Origin of the sequence: Methylobacterium oryzae, from assembly GCF_021398735.1 — a bacterium.
GTDB lineage: Bacteria > Pseudomonadota > Alphaproteobacteria > Rhizobiales > Beijerinckiaceae > Methylobacterium.
The window spans coordinates 844566-861379 of the sequence record NZ_CP090349.1 but is presented as its reverse complement, the minus strand read 5'-3'; the positions used below and the strand labels follow the sequence as shown (position 1 = coordinate 861379).

Genomic DNA, 16814 nt, shown 5'->3' with positions numbered 1-16814 from the left:
CCGCCGCCTCAGCCCCGGGCGATCGACGGGGTCGCCCCGACGGTCGCCGCCCGCGGCTGGTGCCGGCCGATCCAGAAGACCAGGGCGCAGCCGACGCCCGTGAGCGCGCAGAGCGGCAGCAGGGCGACGGGGAAGCTGCCGGTCTGCTCGCGCAGCACCCCGATCAGCGAGGTGATCGCCCCGGTGCCGAGATGCGCCAGGGTGTTGATCGCCGCGATGCCGGCGGCCGTCTGGGCCGGCGGCAGCGTCTCCGTGGCGAGGGCGAAGAACGGGCCCTTGATCGCGTAGTTGCCGAGCAGGACCAGCGAGAGCAGGACCAGCGTCATCCAGAGCGAGCCCGTCAGCAGCGTCAGGGCGAAGCTCACCGAGGTCAGCGCCAGCGGCAGGGCCGTGCTCCAGATCCGCTCGCCGCTGCGGTCCGCCCGCAGGCCCCAGACGATCATGAAGACCGAGGCGATGCCGAACGGGATCATGTTCAGCAGGCCGGTCTGCAGGTTGCTGAGGCCGAACCCCTTGAGGATCTGCGGCATCCACAGCGACAGCGTGTTGCTGGTGGCCGAGCTGCCCGCGTAGATCACAGCGAGCAGCCAGACCTGCCGGCTCGCGAGCACCGCCCAGACCGCCGCGAGGCCGTGAGCGTGGTGCCCGGCGCTCGCCTCGGCGGCGCGCCGCTCGGTCTCCAGCCGGTCCGTCAGCCAGCCGCGCTCCGCCGGGCTCAGGAAGGTCGCCTCGGCCGGCCGGCTCGGAAGCAGCGCGAGGGCGGCGACGCCGAGCAGGACGGCCGGGACCGCCTCCATGATCAGCAGCCACTGCCAGCCGCGCAGGGACGCGGCGCCGTCGAGGGTGAGCAGCGCCGCCGAGAGCGGCGAGCCGAAGAAGCTGGAGAGCGGGATCGCGACCATGAACATCGCCACGATCCGCGCCCGGTAGGCCTTGGGGAACCAGTAGGTCAGGTACAGGATCACGCCGGGGAAGAACCCGGCCTCGGCCGCGCCGAGCAGGAAGCGGGCGGTGGCGAAGCTCAGCGGACCTGTGACGAAGGCCGAGCCGATGCCGACGAGCCCCCAGGTGATCATGATCCGCGCGATCCAGATCCGCGCGCCGACGCGCTCCATGGCGAGGTTGCTCGGCACCTCGAACAGGACGTAGGCGACGAAGAACAGGCCGCCGCCCAGGCCGAAGGCCGCGGCGGAGAGGCCGAGATCGTGGTTCATGGTCAGCGCCGCGAAGCCGACATTCACCCGGTCGACGTAGGCGATGAAGTAGCAGAGCACGAGGAAGGGGATCAGGCGCAGGCCGACCTTCCGCATCGTTCGGCTCTCGAAGGCGGCCGCGTCCGCCGCGTGTGGCGTGGTCGGTGTTGCCATGGTCCTGTCCTCGCTGGAATTCGGGCGGGCCCGCCTCGGCCTAGCGGTCGAAGCGGAAGAGTTCGGCGGGCGTCTCGGCCAGGACGATCCGGCGCTCGGCCGGGTCCGGCACCCAGGCGTCGAGGTCGCGCCGGGCCTCGGCGGGGCTGGCCTGGGTCTCGAACTGCGTGTGCGGCCAGTCGCTGCCCCAGAGCAGGCGCCGCGCCCCGAAGGCGTTGCGCAGGCGCTCGGCGGCCTGCACCGCCGTCTGCCGGCCGGCCTCGCCGCTGCCGATGCGGTAGGCGCCCGAGAGCTTGACCCAGACGCGGCCGCCGCGGCCGAAGCCGAGCAGGTCGGCGAAGCCCGGATCGGCGATGCCGAGGGCGGGGTCGATCCGGCCGAAATGATCGACCACGACGGGGACGCCTGCCGCGACCAGCGGCGGCAGCAGCCGCGCGAGGCGCCGCGCCTCGGCCTGGACCTCGATCTGCCAGCCGAGATCCGCGACGCGCGCGAGGTGGGCGCGCCAGACCGGGCCGGCGAAATCCGGGTCGGGCCGGCCGATCAGGTTGAGGCGCAGGCCGACGACGCCCTGCCCGGCGAGGTCGCGCAGGGTCGCGGTCTCGGCCTCCGGGGCCAGCACGGCGATGCCGCGCAGCCGCTCCGGCGCGGAGCGCAGGGCCGAGACCATGTAGCCGTTGTCGGTGCCGAGGAAGCTCGGCTGGATCAGCACGCCGCGGGCCATGCCGTTCCGGTCCAGCATGGCGCGGTAATCGGCGATGCTCGCGTCGTAGTCGGGGGCGTAGCGCCGGTCGCCCGTGAGGGTGAGGGCCCGGGTGAAGACGTGGGCGTGGGTGTCCACCGCAGCGACGCCGTCGTCGGCGTCGGCGGCGGAGCCGGTCCCGGCCGCGCGGCCGCGGGCGGGAAGCGCGAGCGTGACGCCGCCCGCGAGCAGGGTGCGGCAGAAGTGGCGCCGGTTCATCGGATCATCTCACGGTCTGGGGGATCAGCGCGCCGCCGGGCTGCCGATCCGGCAGGAGCGCGACGGCGAGGAGGACGAGCCCGTAGGCGCCGAGGGCCGACAGGCCGATCGCCGGGCCGAGGCCGCAGATCTCGCTGAGCAAGCCGACGCCGAGGGGCAGCAGGCCGGAGGCGAGGCGGCCGGCGTTGTAGCAGAAGCCCATCCCGGTCCCGCGCAGCCCGTCCGGGAAGAGTTCGCTGAACAGCGCCGCGAGACTCGCGGGGATGCCGGCCGTGCAGAAGCCGAGGGGCGCCCCGAGGAGGAGCAGGCCCGTGCCGCCGACCGGCAGCAGCAGGTACAGGACGACCAGGGCCATGCAGCCGGCGGCGTAGAGCGCCACGGTCCGGCGGCGGCCGAGCCGGTCCACGAGGCCGCCGGCGACGAGGCAGCCCAGACCGAAGGCCGCGATGATGATGGCGAGGTAGAGCCCGGTGCCGAGGACCGAGGCGCCGCGCTCGACGCTCAGGTAGGTGGGCAGCCACGTGAACAGGGCGTGGAAGCCCCCGTGGGCGCCGAGGCCGAGCAGCGTCGCGAGCACCGTGATCCGGCGCAGGCCGGGCGCGAAGATCGCGAGCCCTCCGGCCCGTGACGGCGCCGGCCCTGCCACGGACCGGACCGGCTCGGGGACGGAGCGGCGGAGGTAGAGCAGGAGGAGTGCCGGCGCGAGGCCGCAGGCGAACAGGGCTCGCCAAGCGGTCTCCTGATCCAGCACCGAGAACGCCGCCGTGGACAGGAGCACGGCCGCGCCCCAGCCGAGCGCCCAGCCGCCCTGGACGGCGCCCAGCGCCCGGCCGCGGTGCTCGGGCCGGATCGCCTCCGCCATCAGCGCGGCGCCGGCCGCCCACTCGGCGCCGAAGCCGATCCCCTGCAGCGCCTTCAGGGTCAGCAGCTGGGCGAAGCTCTGCGCGAAGGCCGCCAGGAAGGTCGCGACCGCGAACCACAGCACCGTGATCTGGAGGGCCCGGACGCGGCCGATCCGGTCCGCCGCGAGGCCGCCGAGCCAGCCGCCGATCGCCGCCGCGACGAGCGTGACCGCGCCGATCAGGCCGGCCTCCGAGCGGCTCAGGCCGAAGCTCGCGACCAGCGCGGGAATGGCGAGGCTGAACATCTGCACGTCCAGGGCGTCGAGCGACCACCCGCCCAGACAGGCCCAGAAGGTGCGACGCTCGGCCGGACCGACCTCTCGGTACCAGCGGAACACGGGCTTTCCTCCGTCCTCTGAAGAGGACTAGTCATTTATATGAATAGATGAGCACGCGTGGGCCGGCGCGTCAAGGCGCCCGCCTTTCAGCGGATGTCGACGTGATACCGGAAGTCCCGGGCGGCGCCGCGCGTCACCCGCCACTCGATCGGGCGGGCATCGAAGCCGTAGGCGAGGCGCTCGATGACGACGACCGGGTCTCCGTCGGCGATTGCGAGGCGCTCCGCATCGGTCGCGTCGGCGATGCCGACGGTCAGGGTCTCCTCGGCGCGGGCGACGATCTCGCCGCAGAGACGCTCGTAGGCGGGGTAGAGGAGGTCGCCGATCTCCGTCAGCGGGGCCTGGAGGAGCGGCGCGAACCGCGCGGCCGGCAGCCAGATCGTCTCGGACAGGATCGGGCGGCCCTGGAGGTGGCGTGTCCGGATCAGCCGGATCGCGTCGCCGCGCGCGTCCAGGCCGAGGGCCTCGCGGACGGTCGCGGGGGCCGGACAGGCCTCGCGCGACAGGATCCGGCCCTCCGGCACCGCCTGGGTGCCGTCCGGGCCGAGATGCCGGAAGAACCGGAACAGGGACCGGTCGAAGCGCGGCCGCCGAACGAAGGTGCCGCGGCCCTGCTGCCGCTCGACGAGGCCGTCGGCGACGAGGACGTCGATCGCCTTGCGCACGGTGCCGATGGCGACGCGGTGGGTCGCCGCCAGTTCCGCCTCCGTGGGGATCGGTTCGCCCGACCGCCAGACGTTGCGGGCGATCTGGAAGGCGATCTCGTCCCGCAGGCGCTGGTAGAGCGGCAAGCGGAGATCGGGCTGAGGTGCGGTCACGACGGTCATGTGTATGACTGTATGACTATCGCCGGCAGGCGCCAATGGGCGACGGAGCGGTGCCGGCGCGCGCTGATCCCGTGGTCCACAGCGTCGCAGTACAGGATCCATTCGCCGGGCCGCGGGTTTCCGCCGGGATTTCCCGGGATCATGGTCCAGCGAGGCGCGGATGGTCGAATATCGTACGTCTCGAGAGACCCGTCAGGGTCGGCGCGGCAGGCCGGTTCTGATCGTGCTCCTCGTGAGTGTGGGGTTGATGGTCGCCGCCCTGGCCGGCCTGATGATCTGGCAGGGTGAGACCGCGCCGCCCGACTACGCCAGCCAGAGTCAGGCCGCCGCCCGCAAGGTCGTCACCGGCTCCGAGAGCGGATCAATCAGCGCCCCGCCGGCCGGGACGCGATCCACGCCCTGACCGACGTCGACCGGCGCCGGCCGTTTCGATCGGTCCGCGCGGGGACAGGACCTCCCCCCGCGAGACGACCATCATGACGGTCGGCCCACAGCTCCAAGACGAAGGGCAATGCCCGGGCGCGGGCCGTTGTCGACGTCGAGTCGATGCCGGCTCTCCGCGACGGCGGCGACAGGGCAGATCGCGACAACGTCATCGCGGTCTCTGCGGGAGCCTCCACCGCAAGCCCGGCAAGACTTCGACGCCCCGCGCTTGATCCAGCCGGAGACCGCCTCATTTCGTCACGAGTCTCGAGCGCGACGGGAATCGCCTGAGGGTTCGGACCGCCTGCACCGCCCACCGCCTTCGACGTCCGGGCCCCGCACGCCCGGCCGTCGCGCAACACCAAGGGGGACCACCCGATGAGCGAGACGATCGACAAGACGGACACGACGTCGTTTCACATGGCAGGCCAGTGTCCGTTCGGCGGCGACCGGATCGGCGGCGCCCACGGCAACCGGCCGACACTGGAGAACTGGTATCCCCACCGCCTGCGGGTGGAAGTGCTCCACCAGAACGGGCTGGCGGCCGATCCCCTGGGCCCGGATTTCGACTACGCGGCCGAGTTTGCCAAGATCGACTTCGACGCGCTCAAGCACGACATCAAGCAGTTCCTGACCTCGTCGGTGGAGTGGTGGCCGTCCGACTACGGCAATTACGGCCCGCAGATGATCCGCATGGCCTGGCACTCGGCCGGCACCTACCGGATCGCCGACGGGCGCGGCGGCGCCGGCACCGGCATGCAGCGCTTCGCCCCGATCTCGAGCTGGTGGGACAACGGCAACACCGACAAATCGCGGCGCCTCCTGCAGCCGATCAAGCACAAGTACGGCAACGCCCTGTCGTGGGCCGACCTCATGGTGCTCACCGGCAACTGCGCCCTCGAGATCATGGGCCTGCCGACCTACGGCTTCGCCGCCGGCCGCCTCGACGCCTGGGAGGCGGACGACGCGACCTACTGGGGACCGGAGGTCGTCGAGATGGGCTCGGTCTCGAGCTTCGACGACATGGTCAACCGCGACAAGCGCTGGCGGGGCAAGAACGGCGACGCAGACTACGACCTCGAGAACCCGCTGGCCGCCTCGCACCAGGCGCTGATCTACGTGAACCCGGAGGGCCCCTACGCCAGCGGCGATCCGCTGGCCTCCGCGCGCGACATCCGGATCACCTTCACCCGCATGGCGATGAACGACGAGGAGACCGTGGCGCTGATCGCGGGCGGCCACGCCTTCGGCAAGAGCCACGGCATGGTGCCGGCCAAGGAGATCGGGCCGCCGCCCGAGATGGCGCCGATGGAGGCGATGGGGCTGGGCTGGCACAACCCGAAGGGTGCGGGCTCCGGCAAGGACACGATGACCAACGGCATCGAGGGCAGCTGGACGCCCGATCCGACGCAGTGGGACAACGCCTACCTGGAGAACCTCTTCAAGTTCGAGTGGGAGCAGACCAAGAGCCCGGCGGGCGCCCTGCAGTGGACGCCGAAGGATCCCGCCGCGCCGAGGACGCCGGACGCCCACGTCGCCGGCCAGATGCACCCGCTGATGATGATGACGTCCGACATCGCCCTGAAGGTCGATCCCGACTACCGCAAGGTCTGCGAGAAGTTCCTCAACGACTTCGACGCCTTCACCCAGGCCTTCTCCAAGGCGTGGTACAAGCTTACCCACCGCGACATGGGTCCGAAGCACCGCTACCTCGGCCCGGAGGTCGTGATCGAGGACGGGCTCCTGTGGCAGGACCCGCTGCCCGAGCGGGACTACGACCTCGTCGGCGAGGCGGAGATCGCCGCGCTGAAACAGGCGATCTCCGGCACGGGCCTGTCGGTCTCGGATCTCGCCTTCACGGCCTTCTCGGCGGCCTCGACCTACCGCGACAGCGATAAGCGCGGCGGGGCCAACGGTGGCCGCCTCGCCCTCGCGCCGCAGAAGGACTGGGCCGTCAACCGGCGGGCCGCGCCCGTGGTCGAGGCCCTGCGCGGCGTGATGGCGACCTTCAACGGCGGCCGCAGCGACGGCAAGAAGATCTCGCTGGCGGACCTGATCGTGCTGGGCGGCTGCGTCGCCGTGGAGAAGGCGGCCCGCGATGCCGGGGTCGAGACGCCGGTCCCGTTCACGCCGGGCCGGGTGGACACGACCCAGGCGCTCACGGACCTCGAGATGTTCGAGTGGCTGAAGCCGGTGGTGGACGGGTTCCGCAACTACGTCGACGACGGCTTCGGGCAGATGACGCGCAGCGTCTCGCCGGAGGAGATGTTCCTCGACAAGGCGAACCTGCTGACGCTGACGGCCCCGGAATGGACCGTCCTGACCGGCGGCCTGCGCGCGCTCAACGCCAACCACGACGGGTCGAGCCGGGGCGTCCTGACCGACCGGGTCGGGGCGCTGACGACCGACTTCTTCCGCAACCTGACCGACGTCGATCTGGTCTGGGAGAAGGCGGATGCGGAGGGGATGACCTTCACGCTCAAGGACCGCGCGAGCGGGCAGACGAAGTTCGAGGCGACCCGCAGCGACCTCGTCTTCGGGTCGAACGCGCAGCTCCGGTCCATCGCCGACGCCTACGCGGGCAGCGACGGCCAGCGGCGCTTCGTGGCGGACTTCGTCAAGGCCTGGGACAAGGTCATGATGCTCGACCGCTTCGACGTGAAGGGTCACCGGCGTTACGGGCCGATGGCGGCCTGATGGCCGCCAACGAGATCGCCCGCGCCTCCGGCGCGGGCGATCTCTCAGGGTGCGCGCCGCGTCACGGCCTGAGGCTGTGCGCCCCCAGCGCGGCCCAGTAGGCGGCGCCGACCGGCAGGGCCTCGTCGTTGAAATCGTAGCCCGGATTGTGGAGCGGCAGGCTCTTGCGCGTCCCGTCGGTCCCGATCCACGCGTAGGCGCCGGGGCAGGCCTCCAGCATGTAGGCGAAATCCTCCGACGCCATGGAGGGGCCGACCTCGCCCCGGCGCGCGGTGATGTCCGGGACGGCCCCGGCCGCCTCCAGGGCGGTGCCGACGGCGTCGGCGGTGTTGACGGTGGCGGGGTATCCGAACCGGTAGTCCACCTCCGCGCGGGCGCCGTGCGTGGCGGCCGTCCCGCCCGCGATCGCCTCGACGAGTTCGGCCACGCGCTTGCGCACGGCCTCGTCCAGGCAGCGGACCGTGCCGCGGATGACCGCGCGCTCGGGGATGACGTTGTAGGCGTCGCCGCCGTGGATCTGCGTGACGCTGAGGACGACCGGGTCCGTGGGGGCGATCCGGCGGCTCACGATGGTCTGCAGAGCGAGGACGATTTCGGAGGCGACCACCAGCGTGTCGGTGCCGCGCTCCGGCATGGCCGCGTGGGTGCCGAACCCGGCGACCGCGATCTCGAACGTGTCGAGGGAGGCCATGATGGCGCCGACCCGGGTCGCGAAGGTCCCCAGCGGCAAACCCGGCCAGTTGTGCAGGCCGTAGACGGAATCGCACGGGAACAGCCGGAACAGGCCGTCCTCGACCATGGCGCGCCCGCCGCCCTCGCACTCTTCCGCCGGCTGGAAGATGAAGTGGACCGTCCCGGACAGGTCGGTGCGCGACGCGAGGTGCCGGGCCGCGCCGAGCAGCATCGCCACGTGGCCGTCATGGCCGCAGGCATGCATCACGCCGGGCGTCCGGGAGGCGTGAGCAGCGCCCGTCGCCTCCTGGATCGGCAGGGCGTCCATGTCGGCGCGCAGGCCGATGGTCGGGCCGTCGCCCCGGCTCAGGGTCCCGACCACGCCGGTGCGACCGAGCCCGGTCTTCACCGACAGGCCGCAGGCGGCCAGTTCCCGGGCGACGAGATCCGCCGTGCGGACCTCCTGGAAGGCCAGCTCGGGATGGGCGTGCAGGTCGCGCCGCCACGCGACCATCCGCTCCACGGTCTCCGCCTCGATGCGCATGCGATCTCTCTCAGATACGGGAGGCTGCCGAAGCGCCTCGATCCCCCGCCCGGACCCTACGCCGATCGGCGCGGCGGTTCACCCCAGCGGTGGGTGCATGAAGAACTGCGCGATGAGGGCCGCGCCGAGGAAGGTCCCGGCATTGGCCATGAACGAGACCACGACGATCCGCCAGCCGAGGCGTCGGAAGGCGGGCACGTCCTTGGCGACCGAGAGCCCCGCGAAGGTCAGGATCGGCGTGGCCAGCGCCAGGAAGTTGAGCTTGCCGGTCAGGGCGGCGATCTCGGCCGCGTAGGGCGTCCCGGGATAGGTCAGCGCCATGCCGATGATCGACACCCAGAGGACGGCGGGCAGCTTCCGGCCGAGGAGCAGGTAGAGGCCCCAGCCGGCGAGCACGGTGCCGATGATGATCGCCATCCCGGCGACGACCTGCGCGTCCGGGACGATTCCGTAGGTCAGCCAGTTGCCGATGAGCCCGTAGGCGCCGATCAGGATCCAGGCGAGCACGGTCTCGCCGAGGCCGATCCTCACCTCCTCGTGAGCCGGCTGATGGGCCGGCGCCTGCGGGTCGGCGGCCGCCGGGCGGGCGGCGTCCGGCCGGTTGCGGCCGAGGATCGGCTCCAGCTTGCCGTAGGCCCAGATCGTGAAGGGCAGCGACAGGAACAGGGTGAAGTACGTGCCGATCGTGGTGGTGACGAGGTTGCTGGCCGCCGCGAAGGTGGCGACGTCCTTGGCGACCTCCGGCGTCTGCTGGGCCGCGATCGCCCCCGAGGCGGCGGCCATCATGCTGCCGGAGCCGACGCCGGCCCCCATCGCCAGCGCCAGCGGGTTGAAGATGCCGAGGCTGGTGATCAGCCCGGCCAGCAGGGCGATGAACACCGCGCCGAACACCGTGCCGGTCAGGTACTCGGCCAGCACGCCGCGCCCCTCCGGCGAGTCCATGCCGTAGCGCTCGCCGATGATGGCGAGGCTCGGCTCGCGGCCGACCGAGAAGGTCGCGCCGATCGCCTCGCGCTTGATGCCGAGCAGGAGCGCCACCGGCAGGCCGAACACCATCGTGCCGAAGAAGTGGCCGAATTCTTGGAAGGCCAGGGCCCAGCCCGAGGCGAGGATCTTCGGCAGCGAGCCGCCGACGAGCAGGCCGAGCTTGGCGATGAAGATCAGGAGCGCCGGCTGCAGGTAGGCGCCGGCCGCGTTCTGCAGGGCGCCCGACAGCCGCAGCGGCGCGGGCAGGCGCGGGCTCATCAGCCCCAGCGCGCCGCCCAGCAGCAGGGCCCAGAGCAGCGGGAGCAGCACGATCTTGCCGGCGCCCACCGGGATGCTGACGTTGCCGATCGCCTCCGCGATGACGACGATGACGAGGGCGAGCAGGAACAGCGTCAGCTTACCCCCGCCCGAGACGGGCGGCGCGACCGGCCGCGTGTTCGTCGCAAACAGTTCCCCCGCCATCGTCATCCTCCTTGGCCCCCCTCGGGGCTGCCCGTTGCTCTGCCTGCCGGTCTTGATCGCCGGCTTGTCGTTGATCTCTGCGCGGGACGACGCCGAGGGGCGTGCCCGAGCCGGATGGAGCGCGGGTCCCCTCTCCCGCACGGGAGAGGGGGACCGTCGCGCTGTCCGAGCCCGCGCCGCGCGCCCGTCAGTCTGTCGGTCCGCGGTCGGGTAGCGCTCTAGCCCACGTAGCCGAAGGTCACGGCCGGCGCGGCGGCGGTCTCGACCCAGACGCTCTTGGTCTGGGTGTAGGCCATCAGCGCCTCCTGGCCGGAGGAGCGGCCGAAGCCCGAGCGGCCGAAGCCGCCGAACGGCGAGGCCACGTTGATGGTCTTGTAGCCGTTCACCCAGACGGTGCCGGCCCGCAGAGCCGCCGCGACCCGATGGCCGCGCCCGCCGTCGCTGGTCCAGACCGCGCCGGCGAGGCCGTAGGGCGTGCCGTTGGCCAGCGCGACCGCCTCGTCCTCGCCGTCGAACGGCAGGACCGCCAGGACCGGGCCGAACACCTCCTCCCGGGCGATCGCGGCGTCCGGCGCGACGCCGTCCACGATGGTCGGGCCGTAGTAGAAGCCGCCCGTGTCGCGCAAGGCGGCGGGGCAGGCCCCGCCCGCCGCGATCGTGGCCCCCGCCCCCGCGGCGGCCTCGACCATGTCGGCGATCTTGTCCCGCTGGCGCCGGTTGTTGATCGGGCCGATCTGCGTCTCCGGGTCGGTCGGCGCGCCCACGGGGATGCGCGCGGCGGCGCGCGACAGGCGCTCGACGAAGGACGCGTGGATCGAGCGGTGCACGAGGAGCCGGGAGCCCGCCACGCAGCTCTGGCCGGCGCCGCCGAAGATCGCGGCCTGCGCGCCGATCAGCGCCCGGTCGAGGTCGGCGTCGGCGAACACGATGTTGGCCGACTTGCCGCCGAGCTCCAGCACGCTCGGCACGATGGCGCGGGCCGCCGCGGCGGCGATCTGCGCGCCCGCCTCGGCCGAGCCCACGAACACGACCAGCCGGGTCTCGGGATGGGCGACCGCGGCGGCGCCGGTGGTCGGGCCGGCCCCCGCCAGCACCGAGACGAGGCCGCGGGGCATCCCCTCGGCGCGGTCGCAGAGCAGGCCGAGGGCGAGCGAGGTCAGGGGCGTCAGCTCGGAGGGCTTCAGCACCACGGCGTTGCCGGCGCAGATGGCCGGCGCGATCTGCCAGCCCGCCGTGAAGATCGGGGCGTTCCAGGGCGTGATCTGCACCACGGTGCCGAAGGGCTCGTGGCGGGTGTAGTTCAGGTGCGAGGTCGGGACCGGGATGACGTCGCCGTGCAGCTTGTCGCACCAGCCGGCGTAGTACTCGAACATCTCGGCGACCTTGGCGACCTCGCCGCGGGTGTCGCGGATCGGCTTGCCGGCCGAGAGGGTCTCCAGCTCGGCGAGCGCGCCGGCGTGCTGCCGGACCAGGGCGGCCACGGCCCACATCGCGCGGCCGCGGGCGGCGGCGCTCATGCTCCACCACGCGCGCTGGGCGTCCCGGGCCGCCGCCATGGCGGCCTCGACGACCGACGGCCCGGCATCGGCGAAGGTCGCGAGCACGCCGCCGTCGGCGGGGTTGGTGAGATCGAGGGCGGCGCCGGTCCCGGCGAGGATCTCGCCGGCCACGACGCTGCCGATGCGGCCGCCCGGCAGCAGGTCGGCCAGGAGGGCGGCGACCCGGTCGGCGGCGGGCGAGTGCGGCGTGCCGGACATCAGTGGGCTCCCTTGGGATCGCGGTAATCGGCCATGCGGGTGAAGTCGGCCGTGTCGGGGATGGCGGCCTGCGTCGCCTGCCAGATCCGCTTCACCTCGGCGGAGAGCGGCAGGTCGATCCCGCACTCTGCGGCGAGTTCGAGGGCGAGGCGCACGTCCTTGCGCATCAGGCCGGCCGAGAAGCCGCTGTCGAAGGTGCCGGACTGGACCCAGCGCGGGACCATGACCTCGCTGATCGCGCTGCGGCCGGTGGCGGTGTTAACGACCTTGACGGCCTCCTCGGCCGAGAGGCCCGCGGCCTCGGACAGGCGCAGGGCCTCGCCGGTGGTCACGAGATGGGCCGCGACCAGCAGGTTGTTGACGAGCTTGACGATGTTGCCGGCGCCCGACGGCCCGACATGCGGCGCGCGGGCCGACATCGCCTCCAGGACCGGCCGGGCCAGTTCGTAATCCGCCGCGGCCCCGCCGATCATCATGGTCAGGGTGCCCGCGGCGGCGCCGGAGGGGCCGCCGCTCACCGGGGCGTCGAGGAGCGCGTGACCGGCCGCGGCGAGGCGCTCGGCGAGGCGCCGGGTCGTGCCGGGATCCGAGGTCGAGGTGTCGATCACCACGACCTTCCAGTCGGTCCGGGACAGGAGCCCGCCCTCCGCGGTGACCACCGCCTCCACGTCCCGCGCCAGCGGCAGCGAGAACACCAGGGCGTCGGCCCGGCCGAGCACGTCGTTGAGGGCGTCGAGGACGGTGACGCCGGCCGCCTCGGCGGCGGGGCGCCGGGCCGGACTGAGGTCGTAGCCCAGGACCGCGAAGCCCTTGCGGGCCAGGGTCGCGGCCATGCCCAGACCCATGTTGCCGAGCCCGACGACCCCTACCGTTGCGATGGTCATGCCGATCCGTCCTCACGAAGCGGCACGATAATTCCGGCAATCGAGTGTTGCGACAACAGCCGATTTCTGCACGTTCCGTGCGGAAATTCAGCACGCTCGCGTCAGGTCGGCGGCCGGAACGCCACCATGTGGTCGGCCAGCCAGCCGAGCAACCGCGCCGCGCCCTCCGGCAGGCGCCGCCCCGCGCGGACGACGAGGTGGGCGCTCGCCTCCGACAGGATCGCGTCGCGCAGCGGCAAAGCCGCGAGGAGGCCGTCGCGCAGCTCGGCCGCGACCACGAAGCGGGGCAGGAACGCGACGCCCATGGCGGCCATCACGAAGCGGCGGTGCAGCTCGAAGGACGCCGTCTCCAGCCGCGGCACCAGCCGGAAGCCGCCGTCGGCCTCGACGCGGCCGATCAGCTGCCGGACCCCGTGGTCGGGGGGCAGGAGGGCGGCGGGCTCGGTGGCGAAGCTGCGCAGCGGGACGGGGGCCGCCCCGTCGGCGAGGGGATGCCCCATCGGCAGGATGGCGAGGAGCGGCTGCCGGGCGGAGACGATCCCGCGGACATCCGGGTGCGCGGGCGGGTTGTAGACGAGGCCGATATCCGCGTCCCCCCGGGCGATCGCCGCGAGGATCCCGTCGGTCGTGCCGATCTCGACCTGATAGGCGATGCCCGGATGGTCCTGCGCGAAGCCGGCCAGCGCGTTGTCGAGGAGGTCGATCAGGAAGCCGGCGCCGCAGCGCAGGCTGACCGTGCCCCGCTGCACCCCGCGCAGGCGCTTCAGCTGGTCCTCCAGCAGGGCCGCCTCGTCGGCCTGCCGCTGCGCGTGCTCGGCGACCAGACGGCCGGCCTCGGTGGGGACCACGCCCCGGGGCAGGCGCTCGAGCAGGGTCTCGCCGACCTGCGCCTCCAGCTCGATGATCTGCCGGCTCACCGCCGAGGCGGCGACGTTCAGGACCTCGGCGGCCGCCCGGACCGAGCCCGCGCGCACGACGGCCAGCAGGTAGCGGAGCGCGCGGTCGTTCACGGTAGCGGGGCTCCTGCGGCCGCGCCGCGCCGGTCGACCGCGACGGCGCCCCGCGCCACGACGAGCACGGGCTCCTGGCGCTCGACGATCACCTGCGGCACGCCGCCGGCCGCGAAGGCGATCAGGTCGGCCCGCGTGCCCGGCGCCACCGCGCCCGGACCGAGGCCCAGCACCCGCGCCGGGACGGCGGTGATCGGCGCCAGTAACGCCGCGAGGTCCGCGTCGGTGCGCAGGTCGAACCGGTAGGCGGCGAGCTGGGCGCGGGCGACCATGCTGGTCACCGTCGCGGGATTCCAGCAGTCGCGGACGTTGTCGGTGCCGAGGCAGACCGGGACGCCGAGCGCGCGCAGCCGCGGGATCGGCGGGCATCGGGCCCCGCCCGGCACGCTGCTGAGGATCGCGACGCCGGCCCGGTTCAGGGCCTCGGCGATCCGGCCGAGTTCCAGGTCGTCGGCCTCAGCGAGGGCGAAGGCGTGGCTGATCGTGACCTGCCCGCCGAGCCCGGCCGCCGCTGTCCGGGCCGCGATCGCCGCGATCGTGGCGAGTCCGGCCGCGCCGCCCTCGTGGAGATGGATGTCGATGCCCCTGCCGTGCCGCTCGGCCAGGGCGAAGACGATGTCCAGGTGACCGTCGCGGTCTCCGTCGATGCCGACGGGATCGAGGCCGCCGACGAGGTCCGCGCCCATCCGCAGGGCCTCGTCCAGGTCGTCGGCGACCGGCGGGCAACCCAGGATCCCGCTCTGCGGGAAGGCGACGATCTGGATCTGCAGGCGGTCGGACCAGCGCGCCCGCAGGTCGAGGATCTGGGCGAGGTGGTCGAGCCGCGTGACGTCGTCGACGTCGACATGGGTCCGCAGGCTGGTCGTGCCGCCGCGGAGCATGCGTTCGAGCAGCGCCTCGGCGCCCTGCTCGGCGAGCGGGATCCGCGTGGTGCGGCGGAACGCCTTCTCGTCCTCGATGATCGCGCGGACGGACCCCGCCGCCGCGTGCGGGCGCCACGGCAGGCCGAGCAGGCACTTGTCGAGATGGACGTGCCCGTCCGACAGGCCCGGCAGCAGCAGCGCGCCGCCGAGATCGATCGTGCGGCCGGCGGGCGGGAGCGGCGCGCCGGGATCCCGCAGCGCCGCCACGCGGTCGCCCCGGATATCGATCGTTACCCGGCTTCCCTCGGCGAGCGCGGCGTCGTGGAGGCGCAGGTCGCAGGGGGCGTCCCCGCGCGGTTCGGTGCTCGGCGTCATGGCGGGGCTCCCTTCAGAGCGGCCGGCCGGCGGCCACGACGGTCCGGATCGCGAAGCTCGACTGCAGCCGGGCGACTCCCGGCAGCCGCGACAGGACATCCTTGTGCAGCCGCTCGTAGTCGGCCGCGTCGATCACCTTGAGCTTCACGAGATAGTCGGCCGTCCCGGTCATCAGATAGCAATCCTGCACCTCGGGACAGCGCCGCACGGCCGCCTCGAACCGGTTGAGATAGTCCTCGGTCTGGCGGTCCAGGGTGAACTGCGTGAGGACCACGAGGCCCGGCCCGTCGACCGCGCCGCCGATCAGCGCCGTGTAGCCCCGGATGACGCCGGATTCCTCCAGCAGCCGCACGCGGCGATGGCAGGCGGACGCCGACAGGCCGACCGCCGCGGCGAGATCCGCGTTGCTGATCCGGCCGTCGCCGCGCAGGGCCTGGATGATGCGGCGGTCGATCGCGTCCACGCGCGCCTCGCAGGATCTTCGAACTGGCCGCAGATATTTTCACGGCCAAGCTCGAAACTCAAATCCCTTCGACAGGATGCACGCTCGTTCGACGATCCTTCGTGTAGCCTTCCGGCACTGCATCCGAGCGCCGTTCCGAGGGCCGCCATGAGCATGATCGACCGCGAGCTCCGGCCCGATGCGGGCCCGGCCGGGACGGCCTCCGCCCTCCTCACGATCGATCTCGCGGCCGTCGCGGAGAATTACCGCCTGCTCGCCGCGCGAGCCGGGACGGCGACTTGCGCGGCCGTCGTCAAGGCGGACGCCTACGGCCTCGGCGCCGACCGGGTCGCGCCGGTCCTGGCCGCCGCGGGCTGCCGGCACTTCTTCGTCGCCCAGGTCGGCGAGGGCGTCGCCCTCCGGTCCATCCTCGGCCCCGGCGCGGTGATCGCCGTGCTCAACGGCGCCGCCCCGGGCAGCGAGGCGGCCTGCGCGGACCACGACCTCGTGCCCGTCCTCAACGACCTGGCCCAGCTCGGCGGCTGGCAGGGCCTGGCCCGGCGGCGCGCGCGGCGCCTGCCGGCGATCCTCCAGGTCGATACCGGCATGGCCCGCTTCGGCCTCGCGCCGGAGGAGGTCGGCGCGCTCTTCGACCGGCCGGACGCCCTCGCGGGCCTCGACCTGCGGCTGGTGATGAGCCACCTCGCCTGCGCGGGCGAGCCCGACAGCCCGGTCAACGCGGCGCAGCTCTCCGTCTTCCGGGCGGTCCGGCAGCACCTGCCGACGGTGCCGGCGAGCCTCGCGGCCTCGTCGGGGATCTTCCTCGGTGCGGACTTCCACTTCGACATGGTACGCCCCGGCGCCGCCCTCTACGGGATCGCGCCGCAGGAGGGCGCGCCGAACCCGATGCGGCCGGTGATCGGCCTGCGGGCCCGGGTGATGCAGACGCGCAGCGTCCCGGCGGGGACGCCGGTCGGCTACGGCCACGCGGCCCGAGTCGACAGGGACAGCCGCCTCGCCACGGTCGCGATCGGCTACGCGGACGGGTTCTTCCGCAGCACGGCGGGCGGCGCGGCGTGGTTCGGCGGCGTCCGGCTGCCCGTGGTCGGGCGCGTCTCGATGGACAGCCTCGTCCTCGACGTCACCGACGTGGCCCCCGGCACCCTCGGGCCGGGGACGCTCGTCGACATCGTCGGGCCGGAGCGCGACGTCGACGCCGTCGCGGCCGCGGCCGGCACGATCGGCTACGAGGTCCTGACCAGCCTCGGCCACCGCTTCCACCGCGTCTATCTCGGAGCCTGAG

At 73.1% G+C, this 16814-nt stretch carries 14 protein-coding genes; 3 read left to right on the top strand and 11 right to left on the bottom strand.

Features of this window, described 5'->3' with window-relative positions:
• Window positions 1-8: 8 nt before the first annotated feature.
• From LXM90_RS04005 to LXM90_RS03990, 4 genes are all read right to left on the bottom strand, one after another.
• The gene (locus LXM90_RS04005; RefSeq protein ID WP_056522792.1) at window positions 9-1367 is read right to left on the bottom strand and encodes an MFS transporter; all 1359 of its coding nucleotides are present in this window, start codon (window positions 1365-1367) and stop codon (window positions 9-11) included.
• A 40-nt stretch (window positions 1368-1407) separates the two neighbouring features.
• Entirely contained in the window at window positions 1408-2328 is a 921-nt protein-coding gene (locus LXM90_RS04000) for an amidohydrolase family protein (protein WP_234081822.1), read from the bottom strand.
• Window positions 2329-2332: 4 nt separating this feature from the next.
• Complete coding sequence (locus tag LXM90_RS03995) at window positions 2333-3568, bottom strand: MFS transporter (RefSeq protein WP_020091050.1); 1236 nt, start codon at window positions 3566-3568, stop codon at window positions 2333-2335.
• Window positions 3569-3654: 86 nt separating this feature from the next.
• Window positions 3655-4395 (bottom strand): GntR family transcriptional regulator, encoded by a 741-nt coding sequence (locus tag LXM90_RS03990; protein ID WP_020091051.1) that lies wholly within the window; start codon window positions 4393-4395, stop codon window positions 3655-3657.
• 223 nt (window positions 4396-4618) lie between these two features.
• Between LXM90_RS03990 and LXM90_RS03985 the strand changes: the two genes are divergently transcribed.
• Both LXM90_RS03985 and katG read left to right on the top strand, forming a co-directional pair.
• On the top strand, window positions 4619-4798 hold the full coding sequence (locus LXM90_RS03985; RefSeq protein WP_234081819.1) for a hypothetical protein: 180 nt from the start codon (window positions 4619-4621) through the stop codon (window positions 4796-4798).
• A 398-nt stretch (window positions 4799-5196) separates the two neighbouring features.
• The gene (katG, locus tag LXM90_RS03980) at window positions 5197-7515 is read left to right on the top strand and encodes a catalase/peroxidase HPI (protein ID WP_020091053.1); all 2319 of its coding nucleotides are present in this window, start codon (window positions 5197-5199) and stop codon (window positions 7513-7515) included.
• 61 nt (window positions 7516-7576) lie between these two features.
• On the opposite strand, the gene LXM90_RS03975 is transcribed toward katG, so the two are convergent.
• The 7 genes from LXM90_RS03975 to LXM90_RS03945 all read right to left on the bottom strand — a co-directional run bounded on the left by LXM90_RS03975 (window position 7577) and on the right by LXM90_RS03945 (window position 15532).
• Window positions 7577-8731, bottom strand: coding sequence for a M20 aminoacylase family protein (locus LXM90_RS03975; protein WP_020091054.1), 1155 nt, complete (start codon window positions 8729-8731; stop codon window positions 7577-7579).
• Between the two features lie 78 nt (window positions 8732-8809).
• A complete protein-coding gene (locus tag LXM90_RS03970; protein WP_234081818.1) occupies window positions 8810-10180 on the bottom strand; it encodes a DUF3100 domain-containing protein in 1371 nt (456 codons plus the stop codon).
• 218 nt (window positions 10181-10398) lie between these two features.
• A complete protein-coding gene (locus tag LXM90_RS03965) occupies window positions 10399-11937 on the bottom strand; it encodes an aldehyde dehydrogenase family protein (RefSeq protein ID WP_234081816.1) in 1539 nt (512 codons plus the stop codon).
• The gene (locus LXM90_RS03960) at window positions 11937-12821 is read right to left on the bottom strand and encodes an NAD(P)-dependent oxidoreductase (protein WP_234081814.1); all 885 of its coding nucleotides are present in this window, start codon (window positions 12819-12821) and stop codon (window positions 11937-11939) included. Before LXM90_RS03960 ends, LXM90_RS03965 begins: the two co-directional genes overlap by 1 nt.
• Before the next feature lie 101 nt (window positions 12822-12922).
• Entirely contained in the window at window positions 12923-13831 is a 909-nt protein-coding gene (locus LXM90_RS03955) for a LysR family transcriptional regulator (protein WP_234081813.1), read from the bottom strand.
• Complete coding sequence (locus tag LXM90_RS03950; RefSeq protein ID WP_234081811.1) at window positions 13828-15069, bottom strand: amidohydrolase; 1242 nt, start codon at window positions 15067-15069, stop codon at window positions 13828-13830. The genes LXM90_RS03955 and LXM90_RS03950 overlap by 4 nt, the downstream gene beginning before the upstream one ends.
• Window positions 15070-15082: 13 nt before the next feature.
• The gene (locus LXM90_RS03945) at window positions 15083-15532 is read right to left on the bottom strand and encodes an Lrp/AsnC family transcriptional regulator (RefSeq protein WP_192710968.1); all 450 of its coding nucleotides are present in this window, start codon (window positions 15530-15532) and stop codon (window positions 15083-15085) included.
• Window positions 15533-15679: 147 nt separating this feature from the next.
• Here LXM90_RS03945 and alr point away from each other — a divergent pair, with 147 nt between their 5' ends.
• Entirely contained in the window at window positions 15680-16813 is a 1134-nt protein-coding gene (gene alr / locus LXM90_RS03940) for an alanine racemase (protein ID WP_234081809.1), read from the top strand.
• The last annotated feature ends 1 nt before the right edge of the window (window position 16814 follow it).

Excerpts from the sequence above, each read along its gene's own strand:
- LXM90_RS04005 (WP_056522792.1), bottom strand. The coding sequence starts at position 1,367 with ATGGCAACACCGACCACGCCACACGCGGCGGACGCGGCCGCCTTCGAG.
- LXM90_RS04000 (WP_234081822.1), bottom strand. The coding sequence starts at position 2,328 with ATGAACCGGCGCCACTTCTGCCGCACCCTGCTCGCGGGCGGCGTCACG.
- LXM90_RS03990 (WP_020091051.1), bottom strand. The coding sequence starts at position 4,395 with ATGACCGTCGTGACCGCACCTCAGCCCGATCTCCGCTTGCCGCTCTAC.
- katG (WP_020091053.1), top strand. The coding sequence starts at position 5,197 with ATGAGCGAGACGATCGACAAGACGGACACGACGTCGTTTCACATGGCA.
- LXM90_RS03975 (WP_020091054.1), bottom strand. The coding sequence starts at position 8,731 with ATGCGCATCGAGGCGGAGACCGTGGAGCGGATGGTCGCGTGGCGGCGC.
- LXM90_RS03970 (WP_234081818.1), bottom strand. The coding sequence starts at position 10,180 with ATGGCGGGGGAACTGTTTGCGACGAACACGCGGCCGGTCGCGCCGCCC.
- LXM90_RS03965 (WP_234081816.1), bottom strand. The coding sequence starts at position 11,937 with ATGTCCGGCACGCCGCACTCGCCCGCCGCCGACCGGGTCGCCGCCCTC.
- LXM90_RS03960 (WP_234081814.1), bottom strand. The coding sequence starts at position 12,821 with ATGACCATCGCAACGGTAGGGGTCGTCGGGCTCGGCAACATGGGTCTG.
- LXM90_RS03950 (WP_234081811.1), bottom strand. The coding sequence starts at position 15,069 with ATGACGCCGAGCACCGAACCGCGCGGGGACGCCCCCTGCGACCTGCGC.
- alr (WP_234081809.1), top strand. The coding sequence starts at position 15,680 with ATGAGCATGATCGACCGCGAGCTCCGGCCCGATGCGGGCCCGGCCGGG.